The organism is Streptomyces sp. NPDC004629, assembly GCF_042873595.1.
Classification (GTDB): Bacteria; Actinomycetota; Actinomycetes; order Streptomycetales; family Streptomycetaceae; genus Streptomyces.
Map to the genome: position 1 here is coordinate 108,281 of NZ_JBIALO010000023.1, position 23,046 is coordinate 131,326.

Consider the following 23,046-nt stretch of genomic DNA (forward strand, 5'->3'; position numbering starts at 1 on the left):
ATCACGGGTCGCGTATGGCAGTTGAGGGTTCCGGAGCATCTGGTGGCGTGAACAGCCTTTCCCGGTTCATGTTCCGGACACGGTCCCGTTGATGAAGCCATGGAGGAAGCCGCGACTTCCGAACGGTCCCTGTCCACGGCGCTCGGCATACCGGAGCCCGCAGCCGCGATCTACCTGTTCCTGCTGAGCCGGCGGACGGCCACCGTCGCGGAACTCACCGCGGTGTGCGGCCTCGACACCGGACGTACGACGAACACACTCATGCTGCTGCGCGGGCACGGGCTCGTGCTCCAGGCCAAGGTGCTGGCCCTGGACGGAGTCGATCAGTGGTCGGCCGCCGAGCCCGACCACGCACTGCGTGACCTTCTCGGCAAGCGGGACCGTACCCTGCACGACGTGCGTGTCGCTCTGCCCGGACTACAGGAGCGCTTCCGCCGCACGCACGACGACCCCGTGCGCCACAACGTGATCGAGCACGTGCGCGGCTGGGAGAACGTGGGGACGCGTTACCACCAGATCCTGCGTGACGCGACGGACGAGATCGCGCTGGTGGACCACGGCCCCTACACACCGGGCACCGCGCCGACGGAGGAGTCCGTGCTCGAACGGGGCGTCCGTTTCCGGGTGATGTGCGATCCGGCCGATCTGCCCCAGCAGCTGGTGGACGAACTCGCCGTCCTCAAGGGTCTGGAGGCCCGGCTGCACTCGGACGTCCCCTTCCGCGGCATCATCGCCGACCGGAGGATCGCGCTGGTCACGATGGACCGCGAGCCGCAGAACGCCACCGCGATCGTCGTACGCCCCTCCCCGCTGCTCGACGGCCTGGTGCTGCTCTTCGACACCTGCTGGAGCCGCGCGGTCCCCCTCGGCTCGGACACGATCCCGCTCGACGGACAGGCCCGCAAGGTGCTCGAACTCCTCGCCGCCGGGCTCAAGGACGAGGCGGTCGCCCGCCAGTTGAACACGACCACCCGCACCGTCCGCCGCCGGGTCCAGGAAGCGCTGACGGCCCTGCGCGCCAAGTCCCGCTTCCACGCGGGGGTCGAGGCCAGCCGACGCGGCTGGGTCTGACACCGGTGGTCATGCGGGCACGCCGGTGCCGGTACCCAGGTCCGGGACGCGCTGAGTGCCGTCCAGGGCGGCGTACACACCGGGTTTCACCGAAGGGCTGGGGGGCGGCTACGTCTGATCACGCAGCTTCGTCCGCGCCCAGTCGGCCCACTCCCGTTGCATCGCCTCCAAGCGCAGGCCCCAGTCCAGTGCCAACGCGCCGTAGACCGACAGCGCGTCGTCGCTCCAGTCGATCCGGTCGTGCAACTCGCGCAGTTCCTCGTGCCGTTCGGAGGCTGCCTCCGCGATGCGGCTCAGGAACGCGCGGGCTTCCTCCGGGCTGACGGCGTTGAGGAAGAACACGCGCAGGATCAGGTCGTCGCGTCGGGGGCGCGGCGCCACGTCGATCATCCAGCGCCGCAGCTCGACGCGGCCCTCCTCGGTGATCTCGTAGACTTTCCGGCCTCGCGGACCCTCCTCGGCCACGGTGATCAGTCCCGTGTCGGCGAGCTTGGCCAACTCGCCGTAGACCTGGCTCTGGGTCGCCGTCCACGCATGGCGAAGCGAGATGTCGAACTTCTGCATCAGGTCCCAGCCGCTGCCGGGCTCCTCGGACAGCAGGCCGAGCACGGCATGTCGAAGGCTCATACGTAAAGCCTACCTTCCATAGTTGACAGGTCAATTCACGACCTTCTAGTTTTGACATGTCAACATTGGCATGTCAGGAGGCCTCATGGCTACGACCACCTTCCATCTCAAGGGGAACTACGCTCCCGTTCACGACGAGTTGACCGCGTACGACCTGCCCGTCACCGGTGCGATACCGCCCGAGCTGAACGGCTGGTACCTGCGCAACGGGCCGAACCCGCGCGGGGAGTCCGCGCACTGGTTCGTCGGTGACGGGATGATCCACGGGGTCCGGCTGGAGAACGGGCGAGCCGCCTGGTACCGCAACCGCTGGGTCCGCACCCGCAGTTTCGAGGACCCGACGGTCCAGGAGTACCGGGAGGACGGCACGGCGGACCGGACGGCGTCGGTGGCCAACACGCATGTCGTGAACCACGCGGGGAAGACCCTCGCGCTCGTCGAGAACGCGCTGCCGTACGAGGTGACGCACGAGCTGGAGACCGTCGGGCCGTACGACTTCAACGGCAAGCTGACCACGGCGATGACCGCGCACCCGAAGATCTGCCCGGAAACCGGCGAGCTGCACTTCTTCGGCTACGACTGGCAGGAGCCGTATCTGACCTACCACCGTACGGACGCGCGCGGCGGGTTGGAGCTGTCGCAGACGATCGACGTACAAGGCCCCACGATGATGCACGACTTCGCGCTCACCAGCCGGCATGTGGTGTTCCTGGAGCTGCCGATGGTGTTCACTCCCGGTCCCGGCATGCCCTACGACTGGGACGAACGTTTCGAGGCGCGGATCGGTGTGCTGCCACGGCACGACCCGCGCGCCCGGGTGCGCTGGTTCTCGATCGACCCGTGCGCCGTGTTCCACACGCTCAACGCGCACGAGGCCGGGGACTCGATCGTGCTGCACGCGGTGCGGCATCCCCGGCTGTCGTGGAACGACGTCGTGGAGTCACCCTCGGTCCTGTGGCGGTGGACGATCGACCTGCGCACCGGAAGCGTTCGCGAGGAGCAGATCGACGACCGCCCGTGTGAATTCCCGCGCATCGACGACCGGTTCGCGGGCCTCGACGTCCGGTACGGCCACGTCACCGGGCGTGACGCGATCGTGCGGTACGACCTCCACTCGGGTGGTTCGACCGCATTCGAGTTCGGCGCGGGACAGACGCCCTCCGAAGCCGTGTTCGCGCCCCCGAACTGGCTCGTCGCCTACGTCTACGACCGCGCTCGCGACGGAAGCGATCTGATGATCCTGGACGCCACCGATCTACGGAAACCGGTGGCGACGGTGCACCTCCCCGCCCGGGTACCGCAAGGGTTCCACGGCAACTGGATCGCGGACTGAGGCCCCGGCGGCCACCGCACCGCAGCCGCCCGGGTGAACACAATTGCGTGCTTCGCGAGACGGAATGAAGCGCCGGCATAGCTGATATAGCCGGTCTATCTGACATAACGGTCGCCCCGCGCGTGGGTGTTTCGGGGAGGTCGGTCTCGCCGCGGTGGCATTCCGGTGGCCGGGTCAGTGGGCCGCCGGGCGGACCGCGCCGTCACCGCCGAAGGACGCGTGACGGCGGGCATCACGTTCGGCGCGCCCCGTCGCCCCGCCGCGCCATCGCGCCCAGACCCGCCCCGGTGCACGCCGGGCGGCCGTCCCCGACCTGGTCAGCTCCGCGGGCAGGCTGGCCCCGGGAACCTCGGCCTCCGCGGTCAGCAGCCTGCACAGCGCGCAACCGGCCAGATGGGTGTGGACCTCGGCCATCTGGCCGTCCGTCAGTTCGTAGCGCACATACGAGGCCGCCGTCAGATACGACAGGTGCTCCCCCCGGCCCTCCACGGTGCCGGTGCGGCGCAGCCCCCGCCACAGATACGCGTCGACCAGGGCGTCCTGGCCGGCCCGCAGCAGCCGGGGCGGGTGCCGCCCGGCCGGTTCGCCTTCGACGCAGACCGCCCACAGCACGTCCGCGTGGTACGAGGGGAGCGAGGCCAGGACGTCGTACGCGAGGAGCGTCTCCTCGACGTGCCGCCCGCCGCCCATGACCTCACGGCGCAGCACATGATCACTGGCAGCCAGCCTGACCCCGATCCGCACCTCCCGCTGGAAGTCGAAGGTCCGGTCGCCCCTGGCGGTCTGCTGCAACGCATGGACCGCCCGCCGGCAGGCGTGGAAGAGCACGTCCTCCATCGCGTCCTTCTCGATGGGCCCGAGGTAGCGCCTGAGGATCCTCGCGGCCGGACGCATCGCCCGCGCGCACAACCGGTGAACGGCGCCGCATTCACCGAGTCGGGCGCGGTGGACCAGGTCGGCGGTCTCGGGCGCGAGCGCGGGGAGGACCGGGGCCCCCGTGGACAGGGTGTGCGCGAACGGGTCCCGGCCGAGGCGCAGCAGCCGGACGGTGTCCTGTCCGGCCGGGGCCGGGACCGGGGCCGCCGGTGTCCTGCCCCGGGTGGTGGCCCAGCCGAGTCCGCCGCGCCGGCCGTCCCCGGCCTCGCCCCTGACGGACCTCCTGGGCTCGGTCATCGGCTCCTCGTCCTCCCGTGCGGCGCATCCCGTCCTCCGGAAAGCCGGAGGCTTCGGAAGTCCTGAGACACGGCGGCCGAAGACATGACGCGAACGGCTCCACGTTGGCGCGTCATGACGGCGGGGCTGGGCGCTCTGGTCTAGGCAGCCCCCTTCGACCGTCCCCCGAAGGGGGCGCCACCACGGGGGCGATCAGCACGCAGGGACGCGACGAGACGGCAGGAAAGGAAGACCGTGACCATCAGCGATCCGGAGACCATCGTGCGAACGGCCCATGGGCGGGTTTTCAAGCCCAGCGGCAGGCAGATCCAGGTCCTGTCGGGTATCGCACGCGGCCACACGAATGCCGAGATCGCCAACCATCTCCATGTCGCCTGGCCCACCGTGCAGCGGCACGTCTCCCGGCTGGGCAAGGGCCTCGGGACCAACGAGCGTGCCGAGATGGTCGCCATGGGGTACGAGCGCGGCTGGCTGACGAACCTCTCGCCCGAACCCCGCGAGTCGATCGTCCTCAGTGACCGCTGTCAGGAGGTACTGCGGCACATCGCCGCGGGGAAGAGCAACGAGGAGATCGCCGGTGAGCTGTATGTGACGGTGAACACCGTCAAGACCCACATCCGCCGCATTCTCGGCATCCTGCAGGCCCGCCGCCGGGCCCACGCCGTGGCACTCGCCTACCAGCACGGCTACCTGCGCATCCGCGGTGAGCGGGGCTTCCACGTCCTGACCCGGGCCGGCGGTGCCACACTACGGTGACGGCGGCGGGCGGCCGGGACGGCGGGCACGGTCACGGATGTGCCGCCCGCCTCCCGGGAGTTGGCCGACGAGCCGGTCACGCGGCCTTGCTTCGTGGGTTCCGGTGCCGGCAGGTCGAATCGTGCTCCGCGCCGGCGGTGGCCGCCCACGCGGTGCAGCACCAGCCGGCGAGGGCGACGGCCGCCGCGGCGGCACTGGCGTCGGCGGGGTGCCGGCGGGTGTCGCGTCGGGCCCGCACGGCCTCGCGGCGCCGGGCGTCCGCGAGGTCACCCTCACGGATCACGGCGACGAGGACGAAGCAGGAGCCGGCGACGAACGCGGCGCAGGCCCAGGGGGCGTGGTTGCGGGCGGACTGCGCGGCGCACCAGGCGAGCCACCCGAACAGCGCGCCGTACGCGGTGTGCAGGAGGCCGGACAGGCGGCTCACGGCTGCTCCCCTCCGTCCGCGGAACTCGACCGGCGTGTGCGGTCGGCGGGTGCGGGGCGGGGCTGTCATGCGATTCCTCCGGTGTTCGAGGCGGGCGAGGACGACGAGGGCACCGGCCGCACCGCAGAGCAACAAGGCGCAGGCCGCGCCGGTGACGGTGGCGATCACGCTGTCTCCTGGTGGTCGTGCGGCTGTGTGCGCCGCTCGGTCACCCACCTGAGACACGAGTCAGCCGCTCATGACGCGGGCTCGTGGCGGGAGTTGGGTCGGTGACACCCATGGAGACAAACGTCCCCGGCCGCCGTCGTGTCACGGCGCGGCCGGGGACGATCGCGATGTTCCCCTGCGGTTCGATCAGCCGGGGAAGTGGAAGCCGTACATCGCGAACACCGGCAGGATCACGGCCGGCACAGCGAGGACGAAGGGCGGACGGTGGCAGTCATGCCAGTGGCCGCCGTGCCAGTGGCAGTGCCAGTGGCAGTGCCAGTGGCAGTCGTGCCAGTGGCAGTCGCCGGGTGGGCCGCCGGGCACCGATGCGGACGGGGCGGGGCTCGGTCCCTCGGTGGGACCGCCCGGCACGCCGGGTGGGCCGGAAGCGGGGTCGTCCGGCTCGGTGGACGTCTCGGGTGCCGGACTGCCCGTGGCCGTGGGGGACGCGGACGGCTCGGAACCCTCCGACGGGCTCGGCGCCTCGGACGCCTTAGGGGTGGCGGTGTCCGAAGCGACGGGGGTCGGGCTTCCCGACGGGCTCGGACCTTCCGACGGGGTTGAACCTTCCGGCGTGGACGGACTTGACGACGGGCCCGGGTCTCCCGACGGGGCCGGGCCCGACGACGGGCTCGGGCCTTCCGACGGGATCGGGCCTCCCGACGGGATCGGGCCCGACGACGGGATCGGGCCTCCCGACGGGATCGGGCCTCCCGACGGGGACGGGCCTGACGACGGGATCGGGTCTCCCGACGGGGACGGGCCTGATGACGGGGTCGGGCCTTCCGGCGGGGGTGGTGTGCCCGGCGGCTTTGCGTCCGGGGGTGCGGATGGCGACGCGGCGGGGGCGGAGGCCCCCGCGGAGTGCGTGGGCGTTGGACCGCGGCCCGCGCGCGTTTCCCCCGGTGCGCCGTCGGCCGGCACCGTGGCGGCGGACGCGTTGGGCACCGGACCCGCCGGGGGCCACCCGGTGGTGGAGTCGGTGCCGAAGACCGGATCGAGGGGCAGGGCGCTGGAAGAGGCCGACGACGTCGGCGGTGCCGCGGGCAACGGAGGGAGCCCGGCCGGAGCACTGTACGGGCCCTCGTCGCCCGCCCGGTGAAGACCCGTCAGCGCGAGGGCGAGCGCGCCCGCGGCCACCACGACGGCGGCCGCGGCCACCGCGGCCGGCGTTTTGCCGCTCGTCCCCGTACCCCGGCGCCGCACACGGGCGTGAGGGGTGTGACCGGCGCCCTGCGCGGCGGCGGGCCCCTGGGCGTGCGGCAGAAGGGCGGACGCGGCAGGGCCGAGGACCAGCGGGGCGACGAACGCGCGCATCCAGGACGAGACGTCGGCCAGTTCCAGGTAAAGGCCCTTGCAGCGCTCACAGTTCTCCAGGTGCTCCCGTACGAGACCGGTCTCCGTCCTGCTGAGCCTGCCCCGGGTGTACGCGCCGAGCTTGGCGGTGTGCTTGCGGCACGCCTTGTCGGACGCGGTGGTGATGTGGGCCTGGATGTAGGCCATGCGCAGCCCTTCACGCGCCCGATAGGCCAGCGCCGAGACGCTGTTGGGCCGCAGTCCCAGTACCGGCGCGACGGCCGCCGGTGTCTCGCCCTCCACTTCGGTGTGCCACAACACCGCCTGCCAGCGCTCGGGCAGGGACCGGAACGCCCGGCTGACCGCATCGCTGTCGAACGCCTCCGTCGCGGTGTCCCTGACGGGTTCGGCCGGCGCGCTCGATTCCCACAGGTCGGTGAGCACCGTTCGGCGCTGCTGTCGGGTGGTGCGGAAGGCGCTGTGCCGGATCGCCCGCAGGAGATAGCCGCGGAAGAACTCGGTGGGGCCCGATCCCTTGCGGATCGTGTCCAGTACGTTGGCGAAGCCCTCGGCGACCAGATCGTCGACGTCCGCCTCGCGGGAGGCGTAGTGCTTGGCGCAGGCGACGGCGGCCTGGCGGTGGCGCGCATAGAGCATTTCGTAGGCCGCGCTGTCTCCGGCGCGGGTTAAGGCGATGAGTTCGGCGTCGCCGGCCTCGGCGGACTGCTGGCCGTCGGGCGGAGGGTGCAGGGTTGTGTCGCTCGTCCGGCCGCAGGGTGCCGTTGACGGTGATCCGGTTTCCGTCCCGGGCGACGGACAACGCGTCGTCGGAGGCCACCGGCTCGGCGATCACGTCGGCGTCGTCGGTGACATGGGTCAGGTCGTCGGCCCTGTCCACCGTGCCGTCGGCCGCGCCGGTGTTGCTGAAGGTGAGGGTGTAGGTGAGTTCCTGGTCGCCCACGACGGGGGTGCCCGAGGCGGGGTCGACCGTCTTGCCGTCGGTGATCAGCGGGACGGGATGCTCGGTGCAGTCCGGGTCGTCCTTCGCGCACTCGGCGGGCGGTTCGGCACCGGTCTCGACCAGGAAGTTGCCCAGCCGGTTGTCACCCCGCTCACCGTCCGGCCGTACCGTGACGGTGTAGGTCACGGTGACGGTCTGCTCGGGCGCGAGTGTCCCGGTCACCCGGATCACACCGTCCGTTCCCGACGTCGCCCGCAGCGCCGGGTCGGAGGTCTTCGGGGCGGTCGTGATCTCCGCGTCGTCCAGCACCCTCGCCAGGTCGTCAAAGTGGTCCACGGGGCCTGCCGCCGCACCGGTGTTCGTGAAGGTCAGGGTGTAGGTGAGCTTCTGGCCGGCGACCACGGTTTTACCGGATGCGGGATCGGCCGACTTGGCCGACGTGACGTTGGGCAGCGGGGTGACGGTGCAGTCCGGGTCGTCCTTCGCGCACTCGGCGGGCGGTTCGGTGCCGGTCTCGACGAGGAAGTTGTCCGCGGTGTTGTCGCCCCGGTCCGCGGTGCTCCTGACCGTCATCCGGTAGGTCACGGTGACGGTCTGCCCGGCATCGAGCCCGCCGGTGATCCGCATGGTGTCACCGTCGACCGCGACGCTCAGCGCGTCGTCGGACGTGGTCGGCCGGCCGGTCGGATCGGCGTCGTCCAGGACGTCGGTGAGGATGTCGGTGCGGTCCACCTCCACCGGGCCCGCGCCCTGGTTGTCGAAGGTGAGCGTGTAGGTCAGCACCGTGCCCGCGACCACGGGGGTCTGCGACGCGGAGACCGCTTTGGACGTCAGCAGCCGGCCGATCGGGGTGACCGTGCAGTCCGGCCGTTCGGTGTCCGTCGGCCGGCACAGCGGCTCGGTCGGGGGCTTCTCGTCCGGGGCGAGCAGGAAGTTCGCCGCGACGCCGTCACCGCGTTCGCCGTCCGGCCTGACGGTCACCTGATACGTCACCGAGTACGTCGTGCCCGCCGGCACGGACCCGGTCACCGAGATCCGGTTCCCGTCCCGTGCCACGGCCAGAGCGTCCGGAGAAGCCGGCTCGGCCGTGACATCGGCGTCATCGCTCACATGTGTGAGGTCGTCGACCGCGGCCACATCCGCGGCGGCGTCGCCGTCGTTGGCGAAGAACAGCGTGTAGGTCAGCACCGTGCCCGCGACGGCCGGTGTCTCCGAGGCCCGTACCTGCTTCCACTGCGTCAGGCCGGAACCGGGGATCTGCACGACGTCACAGCTCGGCGCCCCCGCGGCGGTCTCGGTTTCGGGAACGCACGCGAGGTTGCGCAGGTTCTGGTCGCCCTCGCCGGTGTAGGTCACCGTGTAGGTGATCTCCACCGACTCCTTCGCCGCCAGCGGACCCGACCACTTCAGGGTCGGCTCGTCGTAGGAGACGGTCCCGGCCGTGGCCGTCGCGTCCCCGTCGAATGCCGCCGCGTCCAGCACGTCCGACAGGTCGTCGGTCAGCGCCGCGGGGGCATCCGCGGTGTAGTCACCGGGGCCCTCGTTCGTGACCGTGACGGTGTACGTGACCCGGTCGCCCTCGGCGGGAAGCTCGGTGCGGTCCGCCGTCTTGGAGATCGACAGCCTGGGCAGCGGGAACTCGGCCTCCGCGCAGGGCTGACCGGTCCGCGCGTCCACACCGTCCTCGGGCGGGTCGCAGGCCGGCGCCTCGGGTTTCTCGGGGTCGTCGGGCTCCCAGGCGACGTTGCGGACGGTCCCGTCACCCCCTTCCTTGAGGGTGACGGTGTAGGTCAGTTCGACCGTCTCGCCCGCGGGAAGTGCGCCGGTCCACGACAGCAGCGGCGACGCGTAGGTGACCGGACCGGACCGGCTCGCGGACGCGTCACCGCCGTAGCCGGCGTCATCGAGTACACCGGACAGGTCGTCGAACACGACGGCCGGGAAGTCACCGGTGTAGTCGCTCTCGCCCGTGTTCGTCGCCCGGACCGTGTAGGTGACCGTGTCGCCGGGGCGGGAGTCCGCGGTCGCGGTCGATGTCTTCTCGATCGAGAGCCGCGGAAGGGCGACGTTCAGCGCGTGGTCCTCGACCTCACCCGACGTGGTGAACCCGATGGGCGACGCGACGCCGTTCTCGTCGCCGGCGATGCGCAGCCGCAGGAACGTCTGATCGGCGCCCGGCGAGTCGACCGCATCCGCGGGCACCTTCCAGGTCAGTTCGACCGAGGTGCCGGTGCACTGCTCGACGCCCGACCGCTCGCCGGCGTCGAAGGTGCCGTTGCGGTTCCAGTCGATCCAGCCCGCCACGTGTCCGGGGCCGGTGCATCGCACATCCTTGAGCGTGTACGCGGAACCCGGCGTCACATGGATCGTGCCGGGCGGGTCGATGGCGTCCTCGTCGGCGCCGCCTGCGGTGTCATCGCCGGTCGCGTCGGGAGAGGCCCGGTACCCGGGCTCGGCGTCAACGGTCGCGCCCAGCCGGGGAGTCGGCTGCCCCGGAGTGCCGAGCGTGACATCACTGCCGGAGACCGGCGTCGTACCGACGGGGACGGTTCCGCCCTGCCACGACGGTTCGAACAGCGAGCCCGCCTCGCCGTAACCGGCCGGCGCGTCCCCGAAGTCCGTCTGGAGGACGACGCCGAGGGCGACGGCGCTCTTGCCACCGCCCTGGAGCGAGACCTCGGCGCTCGTGGCGCCCTCCATGAATCCGACCGCCATCGGCCCCGCCGGGCACACCGAGGCGCTCGGCGCGAAACGCATCGTGCCGTCGTCGGACAGGATCGCCTGCGTCGACGTCTCGCAGCCCTCGCTGCGGAAACGGTCGATGATCCGCCATGTCGCCGGCTGCTCGGGGCGTGCCTGCACATATTCGTCGGACCAGCCGGCGACACCGGAGGTGCTGGCCTCAGCGTCGGCGACGACCAGCCCTTGGAGCGGAACCGGGACGCCGGCAAAGGTCACCGAGCACGAGAACCGGAACGAGACGAATGCGCCGTGCTCGGTGTTCACGATTCCGGTCACCATCTGGTTGGCGTCGCCGGTGCCGCCGATGTTGTAGAGATCGTCCAGCGCGTCTCCGGAATACGATCCCGATCGGTACGCCGACAGCGCGCCTTCGACATCGGAAATCGTGCAGGTGGTGGCGAGCGCCTGACCGGCCACGGTACGGGTGTTCGTACGGGTCAGGCCGGCCGCCGGTATCGCCTCGTCGTGCGCACCCCACTCGAACCAGTCGATCAGCCCTTGGTAGAGGCCGGATCCGCCCGTTGCGAAGACCGCTCGGGCCGGTGCCGCGGCCAGCAGCGAGCCCGTGGCACCCAGCAGTCCCGCGAGAAGCGTCGTCACGAGGGCCACCGCGACGCCGCGTCTCGGCCGGGCCGCTCGCCCCGGTGGCCTTGCGCGGCCACCGCTTCCGCGCCCGGGGAACCGACCGCCCTGGTGCGGCCGGGCCATGGGTCTCAGCGGACCGTGCGGCCGTCTTCCTGCCGCACGACCCGTCGCATCCCGCCGGAATCTCGGCACACGCATTCTGGATCACCTCTTTCAGGTCCGACTTCGCAGCACGCACAAAACCGGCCGGGAATTTCCGCACGCCCTCGCCATCCGGGGGTTCGGCCCGGTCAATTCAGCGGCATTCGAAGGTTGATGCAGCACGTTACGGCGGCCGTCACAGACGGCCCGTCAAAAGGGCGCGAAATCAACAATTTCGCGGAGCCATTCCATGGAGGAAAGGACCGGTTGACTACGCAGAATCCGTAACGCGCCGCATTCATCGGGGAGCTGATCCCCCGTCGAGGCCCGCCTCTGCCACCGGCCCGGAGAAACCGCGGACTGTCGGTGGATCGCCCATGTACCGTGGGTAACATCTGGTTGCGGTCCGGCTCGGCGACGAGCACACACCGCGTATGCCCGACCAACCGGAGGTGCGGCGATGGCCATCTGTGCCGAAACGCAGGACGACGAGGACACCGGCAGGCACGGCCTGTGCTCCTGGTGCAGACGGCTCGCCGACGACATCCGGCTGATCCACGCCGTGGAGGCGGGCTCCGGCCCGTGCGCGGGCGGAGCCCTGTTCGCCTGCCGTCCGTGCCGTGCGGCCCACCGGCTGCTCCCGCTCGCCGGTCGGCCATGACCGCGCGGCACGAGCCGCCGCCCGTCGCCTCGCTGACCTACGCCCAGTACTCGGGTTGGGCCTGCTGCTGGTGCGGCAAGAGCCTGCTCAAGGTGACCGGCGCCGTGTCCGCCGGCGTGGCGCGCGGCCGGGACGGCGCCCATGTCCTCGACATCGAGGTCTACGCCTGCCCCGACTGCGCGCCCCCGGCGCCCGGCGCCCCCCGGCACACCCCCGCCCCGTCCTGAGCGGGCCCGGTCCGAAAACGAGGACGGCGCCGCCTCCCGGGGACGGGGAGACGGCGCCGCTGTGCGCTTCCGCGGACGTCCTCAGACGTCAGACCAGCCAGCCGATGAAGTGGACGAGGCCGGCGAGGACGTCGGTGAGAAGGTTCATGTCGTACTGCTCCTAGCGGTGTAGCTGTCGTGTGGGACCTGTGCGTCAGCTACGGTCTGCAGCCCGTCGCTTGCACACCGTTAGTTTCATTCGATCCCGGGCGCCCCGACGACCACATGAGTGACGATCACCTGTTCCAGGGAACAACTGCTCCCCTGTTCGGATCGCGAACCGGCCACCGCCTGGATCGCAGCGCGGGCGGCCGTGCCGGTCAGGGCCGGGTGACGCCGCCGATCGCTGTCCGAAGGTCGTTCTCCTCCGGGAGCAGCGGCGGGAGCGGGGTTGCGCCGGCGGGATTGAGTGCGTCGAAGAGCAGGGCGATGAAGCGTGCGCGGGTGGAGTGCGTGGTGCCGGGCAGCGCGAGGCCGGCGATGCCCATGACGAGAAAGCGCGGGATGTCGTCCGCGGTCAGGTCGTCGCGGACCTCGCCCCGCTCCTGCGCGCGGAGCAGCAGGGGGTGCAGGGAGGCGCTGAAGCGCTGCAAGGCGTCCACGGCGACGTCGGCGAAGTTGCTGGCGAAGGTGACCAGTCCGCGCTCCTCGGTGATCAGGTCGAGCAGCCGGGTGGCGATGTCCAGAAGTGACTCACGCGGATGACGCAGCGCCGCCTCGTCGGTGATCAGCGGGAGGAGGTCGGTCTCAAGGATGTCGTCGAGGACGGCCCGGACAAGGGCCTCCCGGTTGGGGAAGTGCCGGTAGAGCGTGGCGATCCCGACGCCCGCCTCGGCGGCGATCTGCTCCAAGGAGCCCTCGCCCGCGCCGAGGACGGTGCGTCCGGCCACGACGATGCGCTCCACGCTGGACCGGGCGTCGACCCGACGGGACCGGGGTGTGCGGGGTGCGGGTTTTGGCACCTCTGACTCCTCTCGTTGTGAGCGCAGGCTACCCGCCCTCCGCTAACTGATAGTCTCCTATCGTTTCGATAGTACCCTCTCAGTTCTGGGGTCGAGCCGCCCACCGGGCGGCGCCCGGAGCGAGTGAGGAGACAGATGTGTCTGTGCTGCTGTACCGGCTGGGGCGTTTCGCCTACGCCAGGCCCTGGTACGTCATCGCCGGCTGGCTGGCGGCGGTGTCCGCCGTGGTGGGCCTGCTCGCGGTCAATCCCGTCAAGCTGAGCAACGAGGTACGCATCGACGGCACCCCCGCGCAGAACGTCATCGACGATCTGGCGAAGTCCCTGCCCGACGCGTCCGGCGGGCAGGGCATGCTGGTTTTCCGTGCGCCGAGCGGAGCCCGGGTCGACGGAGGCGACGGCCGCACGGCCCTCGTCGCCGCGGTGGACGCGGTCTACCGTCACGACCACGTCATCGACCCGCGCAAGGTCCTCGCCGAGGAACTGGCCAAGGGCGACAGAAGTCCCCTGCTGCGGGCCCAGGCCGCGGTGGCGGGAGGCGCCGGGCAGCCCGGAGGCGGGGCGCCGACTCCCCTTCAGGACGACGGCCGGCCGGTGCCGGGGGTCGTGGTCTCGGCGGACGGGTCCACCGCCCTGATGCAGTTCCAGTTCGACGAGCAGACCTATGAGCTGCCCTCGGGAACGATCGACAGCACCGTCCAGGCAGCCGAGCGACAGGCCGAACGCGGCCGCCTCGATGTACTGCCGTCGGCGTCGATGATGGAGATGCCCGAGATCGTGGGCGTCGGCGAGGTCGTCGGCGTCGTCGTGGCGGCCATCGTCCTGCTGGTCACCCTGGGCTCGGTCGTGGCGGCGGGCCTGCCCCTGGTGATCGCCCTGGTCGGCGTCACCCTGGGCGTGGGCGGCGCCTTCACCCTCTCCTCCGTTTTCGAGATCCACTCGCTCACCGCCGTACTGGCCCTGATGCTGGGGCTCGCCGTCGGTATCGACTACGCCCTGTTCATCGTCAACCGGCAGCGGCGGCTGATCCTGGACAGCGGCCTCGACGCGCACGAGGCGGCCGGCCGCGCCATCGGCACCGCGGGCAGCGCGGTCCTCTTCGCCGGCAGCACCGTCGTGATCGCCCTGACGGGCCTCCTGGTGATCGGTATCACCCTGCTCAGCACCATGGCCCTGGTCGCCGCAGCCACGATCGCCATCGTCGTCCTGCTCGCCCTGACCCTGCTGCCGGCCCTCCTGGGCCTGGTCCGGGAACGCGTCTGCTCCGCCAGGGCCCGCCGCACCGCACGGCAGCAGCCCGCCGCCGCGCACCCGCGGGCAACGCGCTGGGGATCACGTCTGGTCCGGCACAAGCGCTCCGCCCTCGCGGCCGCATCGCTGGTCCCCGTGGTTCTGGCACTGCCTGCCGTCGGCATGAAGCTCGGCCTGCCGTCCGGCGCCAGCTACAACCCCGACACCGCCCAGCGCCAGAGCTACGAAGCGGTCAATGACGCCTTCGGCCCCGGCTACAACGGACCCCTGATGATCGTCGCCCGTGCCACCACGGCCGGCCGGCCTCTGACGCCCGCCGTCCTCGCCGCGACCGCCGCCGACCTGAGGGACATCAAGGGCGCCGCATCGGTTTCCCTGGCCGGCCTGAACGGCTCCGGCACCACGGCTGTACTCAGTCTCGTTCCGGACGACGGACCGAACGACGACGGCACCAAGACCCTCGTCGGCTCCGTGCGGGACACCAGCCGGCAGCTGAGCCAGCAGCACGGCGTCGCCATCGGCGTCACCGGCTTCACCGCCCTGGCGATCGACGTGTCGGACCGGCTCGCCGACGTCCTGCCCCTCTATGTCGCCACGGTCCTCGGGCTCTCCCTGGTCGTCCTGCTCCTGGTCTTCCGCTCCGTCGTCGTTCCGGTGATGGCCACCCTCGGTTTCCTGCTCAGCATCGCCGCCACCTTCGGCATCACCACGGCCGTCTTCCAATGGGGCTGGTTCCAGGGCCTGTTCGGACTGGAGGCGACCGCGCCGGTGGTGAGCCTGCTGCCCATCATCGTCACCGGTGTGCTCTACGGACTGGCCATGGACTATCAGATGTTCCTGGTCACCTCGATGCGCGAGGCCCGCGTGCACGGCGCCGGCCCGCTCGACGCGACCGTCTCGGGTTTCGCCCAGGCGAGTGCCGTTGTCGTCGCCGCGGCGACGATCATGGTCTCGGTCTTCGCCGGGTTCATCTTCAACGCCCAGCCCATGATCAAGCAGGCCGGGTTCGCTCTGGCGGCCGGCATCGTCATCGACGCGTTCGTCATCCGCATGACGTTCGTTCCGGCCACCATGGCACTCGCACACGAAAGAGCCTGGTGGATTCCTGCGTGGCTGGACCGCCTGCTGCCCGATCTCGATGTCGAAGGCGACAAGCTCGCGCAGCGCATCCCGCTCCCGGTCACGACCGCCTCCGAGCAGCCCGACGCGGCGCGGAAGGCCGAGGTCAACGGCTGATCCGTAGCGGCCCGTTCCCGCGCCCGCGCAGGGCGCTCGCGCGGGAGCGGCACACGGTGACCGAGCCGTTCGTTCTCCTTGAGGCACGCCGGCGGCGTGCGGCGATCCGCCCGCGATCCCGCCGGAACCCGGTGGTGCCGGTCAGGGCGAGGTCACGGGGAAGCTGCTGCACAGGCGTTGGGTGGTGTAGGTGCGCCAGGCCGGCCGGCCGGCCAGGGTGAGGCCGGGCAGGCGGGTGGCCAGGGTGGTGAGGGCCGCGACGAGTTCCATGCGCGCCAGTTGGGCGCCGATGCACGTATGGATGCCCTTCCCGAAGGCGATGTGCGGTGCGCCGTTGCGCCGGGGGTCGAAGGTGTCGGGGCGCGGGAAGACGGTCTCGTCGCGGTTCATGGCCGCGATCAGGAACCGGATCGGGGTGTGCCGCGGGAGCGTGACGCCGCCGATGGTCATCTCGCGCCGGGTGGTGAGGTTGATGGAGTTGATGACGTGCGGGCTGCGGTAGCGCAGTGCCTCCTCGATCCACGCGCTGGTGTGGTCGTGCAGCAGGGGCGCCGTCTCCGGGTTCTCGATGAGGGTGAGGACGGCCAGGTCGAGGGCGGCGAGAGCGGAGGTGTAGGACGCCGACCACAGCAGCCAGCACAGCAGGGCGATGTCGTCCGTGTGCAGTTCACCGGATGCGTCGATCAGGCGGTCGAAGCCGGAGCCGGGTGTGAAGCGCCGGCGGGCGACGGCCTCCTGCATATAGGTGAGCAGGGCACGGGAGGCGTCGTCGGCATCCGCGACGGCGGCCGGGGTCGTCTTCGGGTAGATGGCCTGGAAGACGCGGGCCGGGAGGGACGCGAGCAGGTCGAAGTCGTCGTCGGGTATGCCGAAGACGAGGGCGGAGGCGCGCTGGGTGAACGGCAGGGAGAACAGATGGTGCAGGTCGGCCGAGCCGTCCACGGCGATGGCGGCGGCGAGTTGGTCGACCAGCTGCTCCGCTTCCTTTCTGACCTGGGCGCCGGCCGCCACGAGGAAACTCCGGTCGAACGCCGCTGCCCCCGCGCGCCGCAGCTCCGTATGGCGCGGCGGCACGGACTTGATGAGTGTCTGGTTGATGGTGCGCAAGGTGTAGGAGTGGGCGTCGTCCTCCGCCGCGTCCCGGATGTCGGGGTCCTTCAGCAGCCCCGCGTGTTCGTAGCAGGAGACATAGGCGAAGCCGTCCGGGTTCAGATAGACGGGGTGGTTGGCGCGCAGCCAGACGTAGAAGGGGTAGGGGTCGGCCAGGTTCGCTGGCTGGGCAAGGGTGTCGAAGAGGTCGAAGTCCGGCATGAACGGTCCTTAGCTCTCAGTGCGCGGGTGCGCGGCTCAGACGCGCCGCCCGCGATGCGACGGGGCCCGTATGGAGGAATCCCCACTGCACCACGCGAGGACCGGTCGCAGCAGGGGCTCCGGGCGGGGATGCCGTGCACACCGTGCACGCTCGCGCGTTTGTGAAACGGTTCCGGCCGGACCCGCCCCCACGGCGCCTTCACAGGGACTCCACTCGCACCTTTCACAAGCGCACAACCGCGCACGGTGTGCACACGCCAGCCGGCCCGTACCCCTGCTGCGACCTGGGCCGGCGTGATGCATTGGGGTGCACACCCCCTGGGACGCACCTCTCGGTGAATGCCGGGCGGTCTGTCATGAACCACGTTTGGTCATGCCGGCGTTGTGCCGGCTGCGTCGAAAACAGGAAGTGGCCTGGATGTCTGTACGCGCAGTGATATGCGGTCTGGGAGCGTGCCTGCCGGAGCATGTGGTCACGAATGCGGACCTGGCGGCCCGCCTGGACACCAGCGACGACTGGATCCGCACGCGGACGGGCATCCGCAGGCGGCGGATGGTCGAGCCGGGGACGAGCACCGGCGACCTGGCGGTCGCAGCGGGACAGGCGGCCCTGGAATCGGGCGGCGGGGACGCCGACTTCGTGGTGCTGGCCACGACCACACCCGATCATCCGTGTCCGGCGACGGCACCGGAGGTGGCCCACCGGCTGGGTCTGGACGAGGTGCCGGCGGTGGATGTGGCGGCGGTGTGCTCCGGATTCGTCTACGCCCTGGCCCTCGCCGAAGCCCTGGTGAGAGCCGGGACCTGTCAACGGCCCCTGGTGATCGGTGCGGAGGTGTACACCTCGATCGTCGACCCGCAGGACCGCGACACCGCGGTGATCTTCGGTGATGGCGCGGGGGCCGCACTGCTGCGCCGCGGCCGCGGCGGCGAGCCGGGCGCCGTCCGAGCCGTGGACCTGGGCAGTGCCGGGGCGGGCAGTGACCTGGTCACGGTGCCCGTGGGCGGCTCGCGACGCCCCGGACGGAGCGAGGAAGTGCCCCCTGAGCAGCGGTACCTCAGGATGCGGGGGCGCGAGGTATACCGGCAGGCGGTGCACCGGATGACCGTGTCCGCCCGCACCGTGCTGGACCGCGCCGGCTGGCAGCCCGCGTCGGTGCGGGCCTTCGTCGGCCACCAGGCCAACCAGCGCATCCTGGACTCGGTCTCCGACCGCCTGGGAATCGCCACCCGCTACCGGTACGGGAACATCGCCGAAGTCGGCAACACCGCCGCGGCCTCCATCCCGCTGGCGTTGGCGGACACCGCGGCCGACGGCCGGGTCCGCCCCGGCGCACCCACGGTGCTCACGGCCTTCGGCGGCGGTCTCACCTGGGGATCGGTCGCCGTGACCTGGCCCGATGTGGTGCCGGTGTATCTGCCGCCGAAGACGCCGACCAGCTGCCACGCCCCGCAGCCGGCCGACGCGTCGGTGCCGGCCCAACGGGCGCCTCAGCCCTGGCGACTGCCCGCCAGCATCGAATCGCCCCCGGCTCCCTGAAGCCGGCGGACCGCGCGCCCTTCAGCACACGGACACAACACGGCGGCCCGGACCGCCAAGACAGCGAACGTCATGCGGACACGGCCCGTGCCCGCCACTGCCCCACACCCACTCATCCCATCCAGTACGGGGTCTCTCAGCACCCCATGTCCCGAAGAGAGGTCCTTATGACCACGGCCGCCACACTGCGCGCTTCCCTGGAGCAGATGCTCACCGACAAGTTCCAGGTCGACCCGGCCACCATCACCGACACCAGTACGCTCACCGATCTCGGTCTCGACTCGCTCGCCGTGGTGGAACTGATCGACTTTCTTGACGCCGGACTGGACCTGCGGCTCCAGGACGACGCCCTGCACCCGGCCATGACCGTGGACGAGGCCGTGGCGGTGCTGCGGCAGGGCAGCGCGACATGACCGGGCCCGGCTCGGACCAGAACGTGGTGGTCACCGGTGTCGGCCTGGTCAGCGCCGCCGGCATCGGCGTCGACGCCACCTGGAAGGGAGTGCTGGCCGGACAGTCCACGGCCCGGACCCACCCGGATCTCGCCGGACTCGCCGTGGACTTCGCCTGCGAAGTGCCCGGCTTTGACCCCGCGGCGCACCTCGGCGCGAACCTGGCCCGCCGCATGGACCGCCACAGCCAACTGGCCTTCGTCGCCGGGGACGAGGCGCTGCGGATGGCCGGCCTGCGACCGCAGGAGTGGGACGGAACACGGGTCGGCGTGGTCATCGGCACCGCCTTCGGCGGTGTCACCACGCTTGAGGACCAGACCCTCCGGCTGGCCCGGGGCGAGCCGGTGTCCGCGCACACCGTCCCCATGGTCGCGCCCAACATGCTCGCCGGGCAGCTGTCCCTGCACTGGGGGGCACGCGGCCCCAGCTTCGTGGCCTGTACGGCCTGTGCGTCCGGGACCACCGCGATCGGCCTGGGCGCCCAACTGCTACGCACGGGTGTGTGCGACATCGTCGTGGCCGGCGGCAGTGACGCGCCCGTGAACCGGATCATCACCGCGTCGTTCGCCAGGATGAGCGCGCTGTCGCCGCGCCGCGCGGCACCGGAGCTGGCCTCGCGGCCGTTCGACGCCGCACGCGACGGCTTCGTCCTGGGCGAGGGCGCGGGGGTCCTCGTGCTGGAGCGCGACGGGCAGGCCGCCGCGCGCGGAGCCAGGCCGCTGGCCCGGATCGCCGGCTACGGCGCCTCCGCCGACGCCCATCACGTCGCCGCCCCCCACCCGCAGGGCAGCGGCCTTGAGCAGGCCATGCGGGCCGCCCTGGCCGAGGCCGGCGCCACGGTGGCGGACGTCGATCACGTCAACGCCCACGCCACCAGCACGCCCAAGGGCGATCTGGTGGAGGCCGGACTGCTCGCCCGTCTCTTCGGGGACCGGGCGTCCGTCACCTCGACCAAGGGCGCGCTGGGGCACACCATGGGCGCGGCCGGGGCGATCGAGGCGGCCCTGACGGTGCTCGCCGTCACCGAGCGGACCGTGCCGCCGACGGCCAACCTGGAGCACCTCGATCCGCGGATCGAACTGGACGTCGTCTCCGGTGCGGCCCGGCCCCAGCCCATCGCACTGGCGCTCAGCAATTCCAGCGGATTCGGCGGCCAGAACGCCGTCCTGGCCCTCTCCCCCTGCTGATGGGCGGCCCGGCCCTCGGGCCCGGGAAACGAAAGGAGAAAACATGACCACGCTGGTCGAGCAGGACGCCGCACGGCCCGCGGCCCCGTCCTGGGGCCTGGCCCGCCGAACGCTCACCGCGGACCCCGAGGTGAGTTCCCGCCGCGCCCGCGACCAGATCGCCTGGCTGCGTGACTACGGGTCGCGGCGTGTCAACTCGTTCCTCATCGACGAACGGCGGTGCATTCCCCCGCACATCGTGCAGGACTTCGGCCTCGCCGGCCTGTTCGGGCCCCTCATCGAGGAGGAGTACGCGGGCACCGCGCTGCGCTTCCGCGACATGTTCCGGGTGTTCGAGCAGCTGATGGCGATCGACACCGGTCTGGGCACCTGGATGACCACCTCGCTGTTTCCCGGCACCCGGTCGCTGTCGGTCTGGGCCACGAACGAGGTCAAACAGGAGTGGCTGCCCCTGCTGGCCACCGGCCGCACCCTGGCCGCCTACGCGCAGACCGAACCGGGCGCCGGAAGCGACTTCTCGCAGATCTCCACGACGGCCCGTCCGGGGCCCGGCGGCGGCTGGCTGCTGAGCGGCGACAAACACTGGATCGGCAACGGCACATGGGCGGGCATCTCCACCGTGCTCGCCCGGACCCAGGCGCCGCACACCGCTCGCTCCTCGCTGATCGCGCTGGCCGTACCCACCGCCGACCAGGGTGTCTTCCCCGGGCAGGAGCACGCGTCGTTCGGGCAGCGCGGCATGGTGCAGAGCAGGATGCGTTTCACCGAGGTGACCGTGCCCGACCGTTACGTCCTCGCGGACGGCGACGGCCGCGGCGTCGCCATGGACTCGATGTGCGCCTCGCGCCTGGCCCTGTCGGCGTTCGCCCTGGGCGCGCTGAAACGGATCGTGCAGCTCGCACTCCGTTTCGCCGGCAGCCGGACGACCTCGGGTATGACGCTCAAGGACCGTGCCGTGACCCGTGGTTGGCTCGCCGACACCGTCGCCCGCACCGACATCCTGGAAGCGCTGGTGTACGACCTGGCCGACCGGCTCGACGCCGGGCAGACCGTCGGTCTCGAACCCATCATCGCCGCCAAGGTCCTGGGCGGCGAATGGGCGGTCGAGGCGGCCGACCGGCTGATGCAGTTGCTGGGGGGACGCGGCTACGACGAGGCCAACATGGCCGCGCGCATGTACCGGGACCTTCGCGTGTACCGGATCTTCGAGGGGCCCACCGAAGCGCTGTGCGACTTCCTGGGCCGGCGGGCCCTTCGGCAGACCGGCCAGGTCACCGCCATGCTCCGCGACCAGAGCGGAGCGCAGCTCACGCAGCGATTCGAGGACGCCCTTACGAACCGGCCGGCCGTCAAGGACGGCGCACCGGACGCACCGCACGCCCCGGTGGCCACGGCCCTCATGTGGACCCTGGCCGCGGGCGCCGTGCGCAGCCACACCCCGAGCCGCCCGCACGCCCGGCACGTCGCAGAACTCCGGTTGCAGCACGCCCTGGACGCCGTACGCACCGGCGACGGCCTCGCGACGACCGCACCGGACGATCTGCTGGAGCAGGCCGTGGACCGGTACGCCGAGGACATCGGCGATGTCGTACAGGAACTGCCCGGGATGCACACCGATGCAGACCCGCTCCTGCTACCGCCCCAGGCCCCCCGGTGACGGGACGAACCACTCACCCATGTGAAGAGGAGGACACAGCATGGCCCGTTCCACGGCCCGGCGGCCGGCGCTCTCGTCGAGGGCCGCGGTGTTGCAGGGCAGCAGTCTCGGGGAGCTTCTCCTGCTCGCACGGGAACGCGGCGCCATCGACCTGGCCCTCGGCACACCCGGCTATCCCGAACCGGCCGCCGACCTCATCGAGGCCGCCGTCGACGCGATGCGGTCCGGACGCAACCAGTACGACCACCCCTCGGGCGACCTGCCGCTGCGGCAGCGGATCGCCGAGACCCTTGTGCCCGGGACCGATCCGCGCACCGAGCTGACCGTCACCGTCGGTGCGACCGAGGCGCTGTGCGTCGCGCTGCTCGCCACCGTCGATCCCGGCGACGAAGTCGTCCTGTTCGACCCCGGATACGAGCAGTTCAGGGCCGCGCTCGCGGTCGCCGGTGCGGTGCCGCGCTTCGTGCCCCTGCACCCGCCCGGCTGGCGCTACGACCCGGCCGACCTGGCGGCCGCCTTCGGCCCCCGTACCCGTGCCGTCCTGCTGAACTCACCCGCCAACCCCACCGGACGCGTCCTGGAGCGCGGGGAACTCGACGAGATCGCCGCGCTGTGCGAGCGCTGGGACGCCACCGTCATCTGCGACGAGGTCTACGGCACCTTCGTCTACGACGGCCGGCCCCGGCTGTCCGTCACCGACGTGCCGCAACTCGCCGGGCGCAGCATCGTCGTGGGCTCCCTCTCCAAGAGCCACGCCGTCAGCGGCTGGCGGCTCGGCTTCCTGCGCGCCGACGCGGCCCGCACCGAGACGCTGCGGCGCGTGCACGAGGTGACCACGAACGGCGCGGCCACACCGCTCCAGGTGGCCGTGGGCACGGCCGCGCTGTCCATGGACCTGCGCACCGCCGCCCGGGAGATGGGCCGGCGCCGGGACCTGGTCCAGGACATCTTCTCCCGCAAGGGCATGAAGTTCGCCCCCGCCGAGGGCGGGTGCTTTGTGTTCGCGGACGTCGGCCCGCTCACCGCTGGGCGGTACGACAGCCACCGGTTCGTCCTCGAACTCCTCGACGAGGCCGGTGTGTTGCTGGCGCCCGGCCCGGCCTTCTTCGCCGATCCCGCCCGCGGCGAACAGTACGTACGCATCGCGTTCAACCGGCAGACCGACCTGCTGCACGACGTCGGACGCCGGGTCCTGGGCGGCTGAC

The 23,046-nt window shown here is 71.4% G+C and carries 17 protein-coding genes and 1 pseudogene; 11 read left to right on the forward strand and 7 right to left on the reverse strand.

Annotation, left to right across the window (positions count from 1 at the left end; all coding sequences use genetic code 11):
* The first annotated feature begins 99 nt into the window (after positions 1 to 99).
* Entirely contained in the window at positions 100 to 1,071 is a 972-nt protein-coding gene (locus tag ACFYTE_RS30175; RefSeq protein ID WP_388717166.1) for a TrmB family transcriptional regulator, read from the forward strand.
* A 108-nt stretch (positions 1,072 to 1,179) separates the two neighbouring features.
* On the opposite strand, the gene ACFYTE_RS30180 is transcribed toward ACFYTE_RS30175, so the two are convergent.
* Positions 1,180 to 1,698 (reverse strand): PadR family transcriptional regulator, encoded by a 519-nt coding sequence (locus ACFYTE_RS30180; RefSeq protein ID WP_079256922.1) that lies wholly within the window; start codon positions 1,696 to 1,698, stop codon positions 1,180 to 1,182.
* Between the two features lie 85 nt (positions 1,699 to 1,783).
* Here ACFYTE_RS30180 and ACFYTE_RS30185 point away from each other — a divergent pair, with 85 nt between their 5' ends.
* Complete coding sequence (locus ACFYTE_RS30185; RefSeq protein WP_388717169.1) at positions 1,784 to 3,031, forward strand: carotenoid oxygenase family protein; 1,248 nt, start codon at positions 1,784 to 1,786, stop codon at positions 3,029 to 3,031.
* 174 nt (positions 3,032 to 3,205) lie between these two features.
* Here ACFYTE_RS30185 and ACFYTE_RS30190 read toward each other — a convergent pair whose 3' ends face one another.
* Positions 3,206 to 4,204, reverse strand: coding sequence for a hypothetical protein (locus ACFYTE_RS30190; protein ID WP_388717172.1), 999 nt, complete (start codon positions 4,202 to 4,204; stop codon positions 3,206 to 3,208).
* A 234-nt stretch (positions 4,205 to 4,438) separates the two neighbouring features.
* Here ACFYTE_RS30190 and ACFYTE_RS30195 point away from each other — a divergent pair, with 234 nt between their 5' ends.
* Entirely contained in the window at positions 4,439 to 4,960 is a 522-nt protein-coding gene (locus tag ACFYTE_RS30195; RefSeq protein WP_388717174.1) for a response regulator transcription factor, read from the forward strand.
* A gap of 76 nt (positions 4,961 to 5,036) precedes the next feature.
* Here ACFYTE_RS30195 and ACFYTE_RS30200 read toward each other — a convergent pair whose 3' ends face one another.
* From ACFYTE_RS30200 to ACFYTE_RS30210, 3 genes and pseudogenes are all read right to left on the reverse strand, one after another.
* Entirely contained in the window at positions 5,037 to 5,555 is a 519-nt protein-coding gene (locus ACFYTE_RS30200; protein ID WP_388717177.1) for a hypothetical protein, read from the reverse strand.
* A 186-nt stretch (positions 5,556 to 5,741) separates the two neighbouring features.
* Positions 5,742 to 7,547 (reverse strand): sigma-70 family RNA polymerase sigma factor, encoded by a 1,806-nt coding sequence (locus ACFYTE_RS30205; protein WP_388717180.1) that lies wholly within the window; start codon positions 7,545 to 7,547, stop codon positions 5,742 to 5,744.
* A 1,621-nt stretch (positions 7,548 to 9,168) separates the two neighbouring features.
* Positions 9,169 to 11,376: pseudogene (locus ACFYTE_RS30210) on the reverse strand (CshA/CshB family fibrillar adhesin-related protein); the annotation flags it as partial.
* A 403-nt stretch (positions 11,377 to 11,779) separates the two neighbouring features.
* Between ACFYTE_RS30210 and ACFYTE_RS30215 the strand changes: the two are divergent.
* Entirely contained in the window at positions 11,780 to 11,980 is a 201-nt protein-coding gene (locus ACFYTE_RS30215) for a hypothetical protein (RefSeq protein ID WP_388717182.1), read from the forward strand.
* A complete protein-coding gene (locus ACFYTE_RS30220) occupies positions 11,977 to 12,207 on the forward strand; it encodes a hypothetical protein (protein ID WP_388717185.1) in 231 nt (76 codons plus the stop codon). The genes ACFYTE_RS30215 and ACFYTE_RS30220 overlap by 4 nt, the downstream gene beginning before the upstream one ends.
* A gap of 359 nt (positions 12,208 to 12,566) precedes the next feature.
* Here ACFYTE_RS30220 and ACFYTE_RS30225 read toward each other — a convergent pair whose 3' ends face one another.
* Entirely contained in the window at positions 12,567 to 13,208 is a 642-nt protein-coding gene (locus ACFYTE_RS30225) for a TetR/AcrR family transcriptional regulator (RefSeq protein WP_388717188.1), read from the reverse strand.
* A 137-nt stretch (positions 13,209 to 13,345) separates the two neighbouring features.
* Between ACFYTE_RS30225 and ACFYTE_RS30230 the strand changes: the two genes are divergently transcribed.
* On the forward strand, positions 13,346 to 15,694 hold the full coding sequence (locus ACFYTE_RS30230) for an MMPL family transporter (RefSeq protein ID WP_388717190.1): 2,349 nt from the start codon (positions 13,346 to 13,348) through the stop codon (positions 15,692 to 15,694).
* A 141-nt stretch (positions 15,695 to 15,835) separates the two neighbouring features.
* Here ACFYTE_RS30230 and ACFYTE_RS30235 read toward each other — a convergent pair whose 3' ends face one another.
* Entirely contained in the window at positions 15,836 to 17,005 is a 1,170-nt protein-coding gene (locus ACFYTE_RS30235) for a cytochrome P450 (protein ID WP_388717192.1), read from the reverse strand.
* A 418-nt stretch (positions 17,006 to 17,423) separates the two neighbouring features.
* On the opposite strand from ACFYTE_RS30235, the gene ACFYTE_RS30240 reads away from it, so the two are divergent.
* From ACFYTE_RS30240 to ACFYTE_RS30260, 5 genes are all read left to right on the forward strand, one after another.
* Entirely contained in the window at positions 17,424 to 18,545 is a 1,122-nt protein-coding gene (locus tag ACFYTE_RS30240; RefSeq protein WP_388717195.1) for a beta-ketoacyl-ACP synthase III, read from the forward strand.
* A 167-nt stretch (positions 18,546 to 18,712) separates the two neighbouring features.
* Positions 18,713 to 18,958: an acyl carrier protein gene (locus ACFYTE_RS30245; RefSeq protein ID WP_388717198.1), complete on the forward strand. Its 246-nt coding sequence runs from the start codon at positions 18,713 to 18,715 to the stop codon at positions 18,956 to 18,958.
* Positions 18,955 to 20,184 (forward strand): beta-ketoacyl-[acyl-carrier-protein] synthase family protein, encoded by a 1,230-nt coding sequence (locus ACFYTE_RS30250; protein ID WP_388717201.1) that lies wholly within the window; start codon positions 18,955 to 18,957, stop codon positions 20,182 to 20,184. The genes ACFYTE_RS30245 and ACFYTE_RS30250 overlap by 4 nt, the downstream gene beginning before the upstream one ends.
* Positions 20,185 to 20,227: 43 nt before the next feature.
* A complete protein-coding gene (locus ACFYTE_RS30255; protein ID WP_388717203.1) occupies positions 20,228 to 21,841 on the forward strand; it encodes an acyl-CoA dehydrogenase family protein in 1,614 nt (537 codons plus the stop codon).
* 40 nt (positions 21,842 to 21,881) lie between these two features.
* Positions 21,882 to 23,045: a pyridoxal phosphate-dependent aminotransferase gene (locus ACFYTE_RS30260; protein ID WP_388717206.1), complete on the forward strand. Its 1,164-nt coding sequence runs from the start codon at positions 21,882 to 21,884 to the stop codon at positions 23,043 to 23,045.
* Position 23,046: the final 1 nt, after the last annotated feature.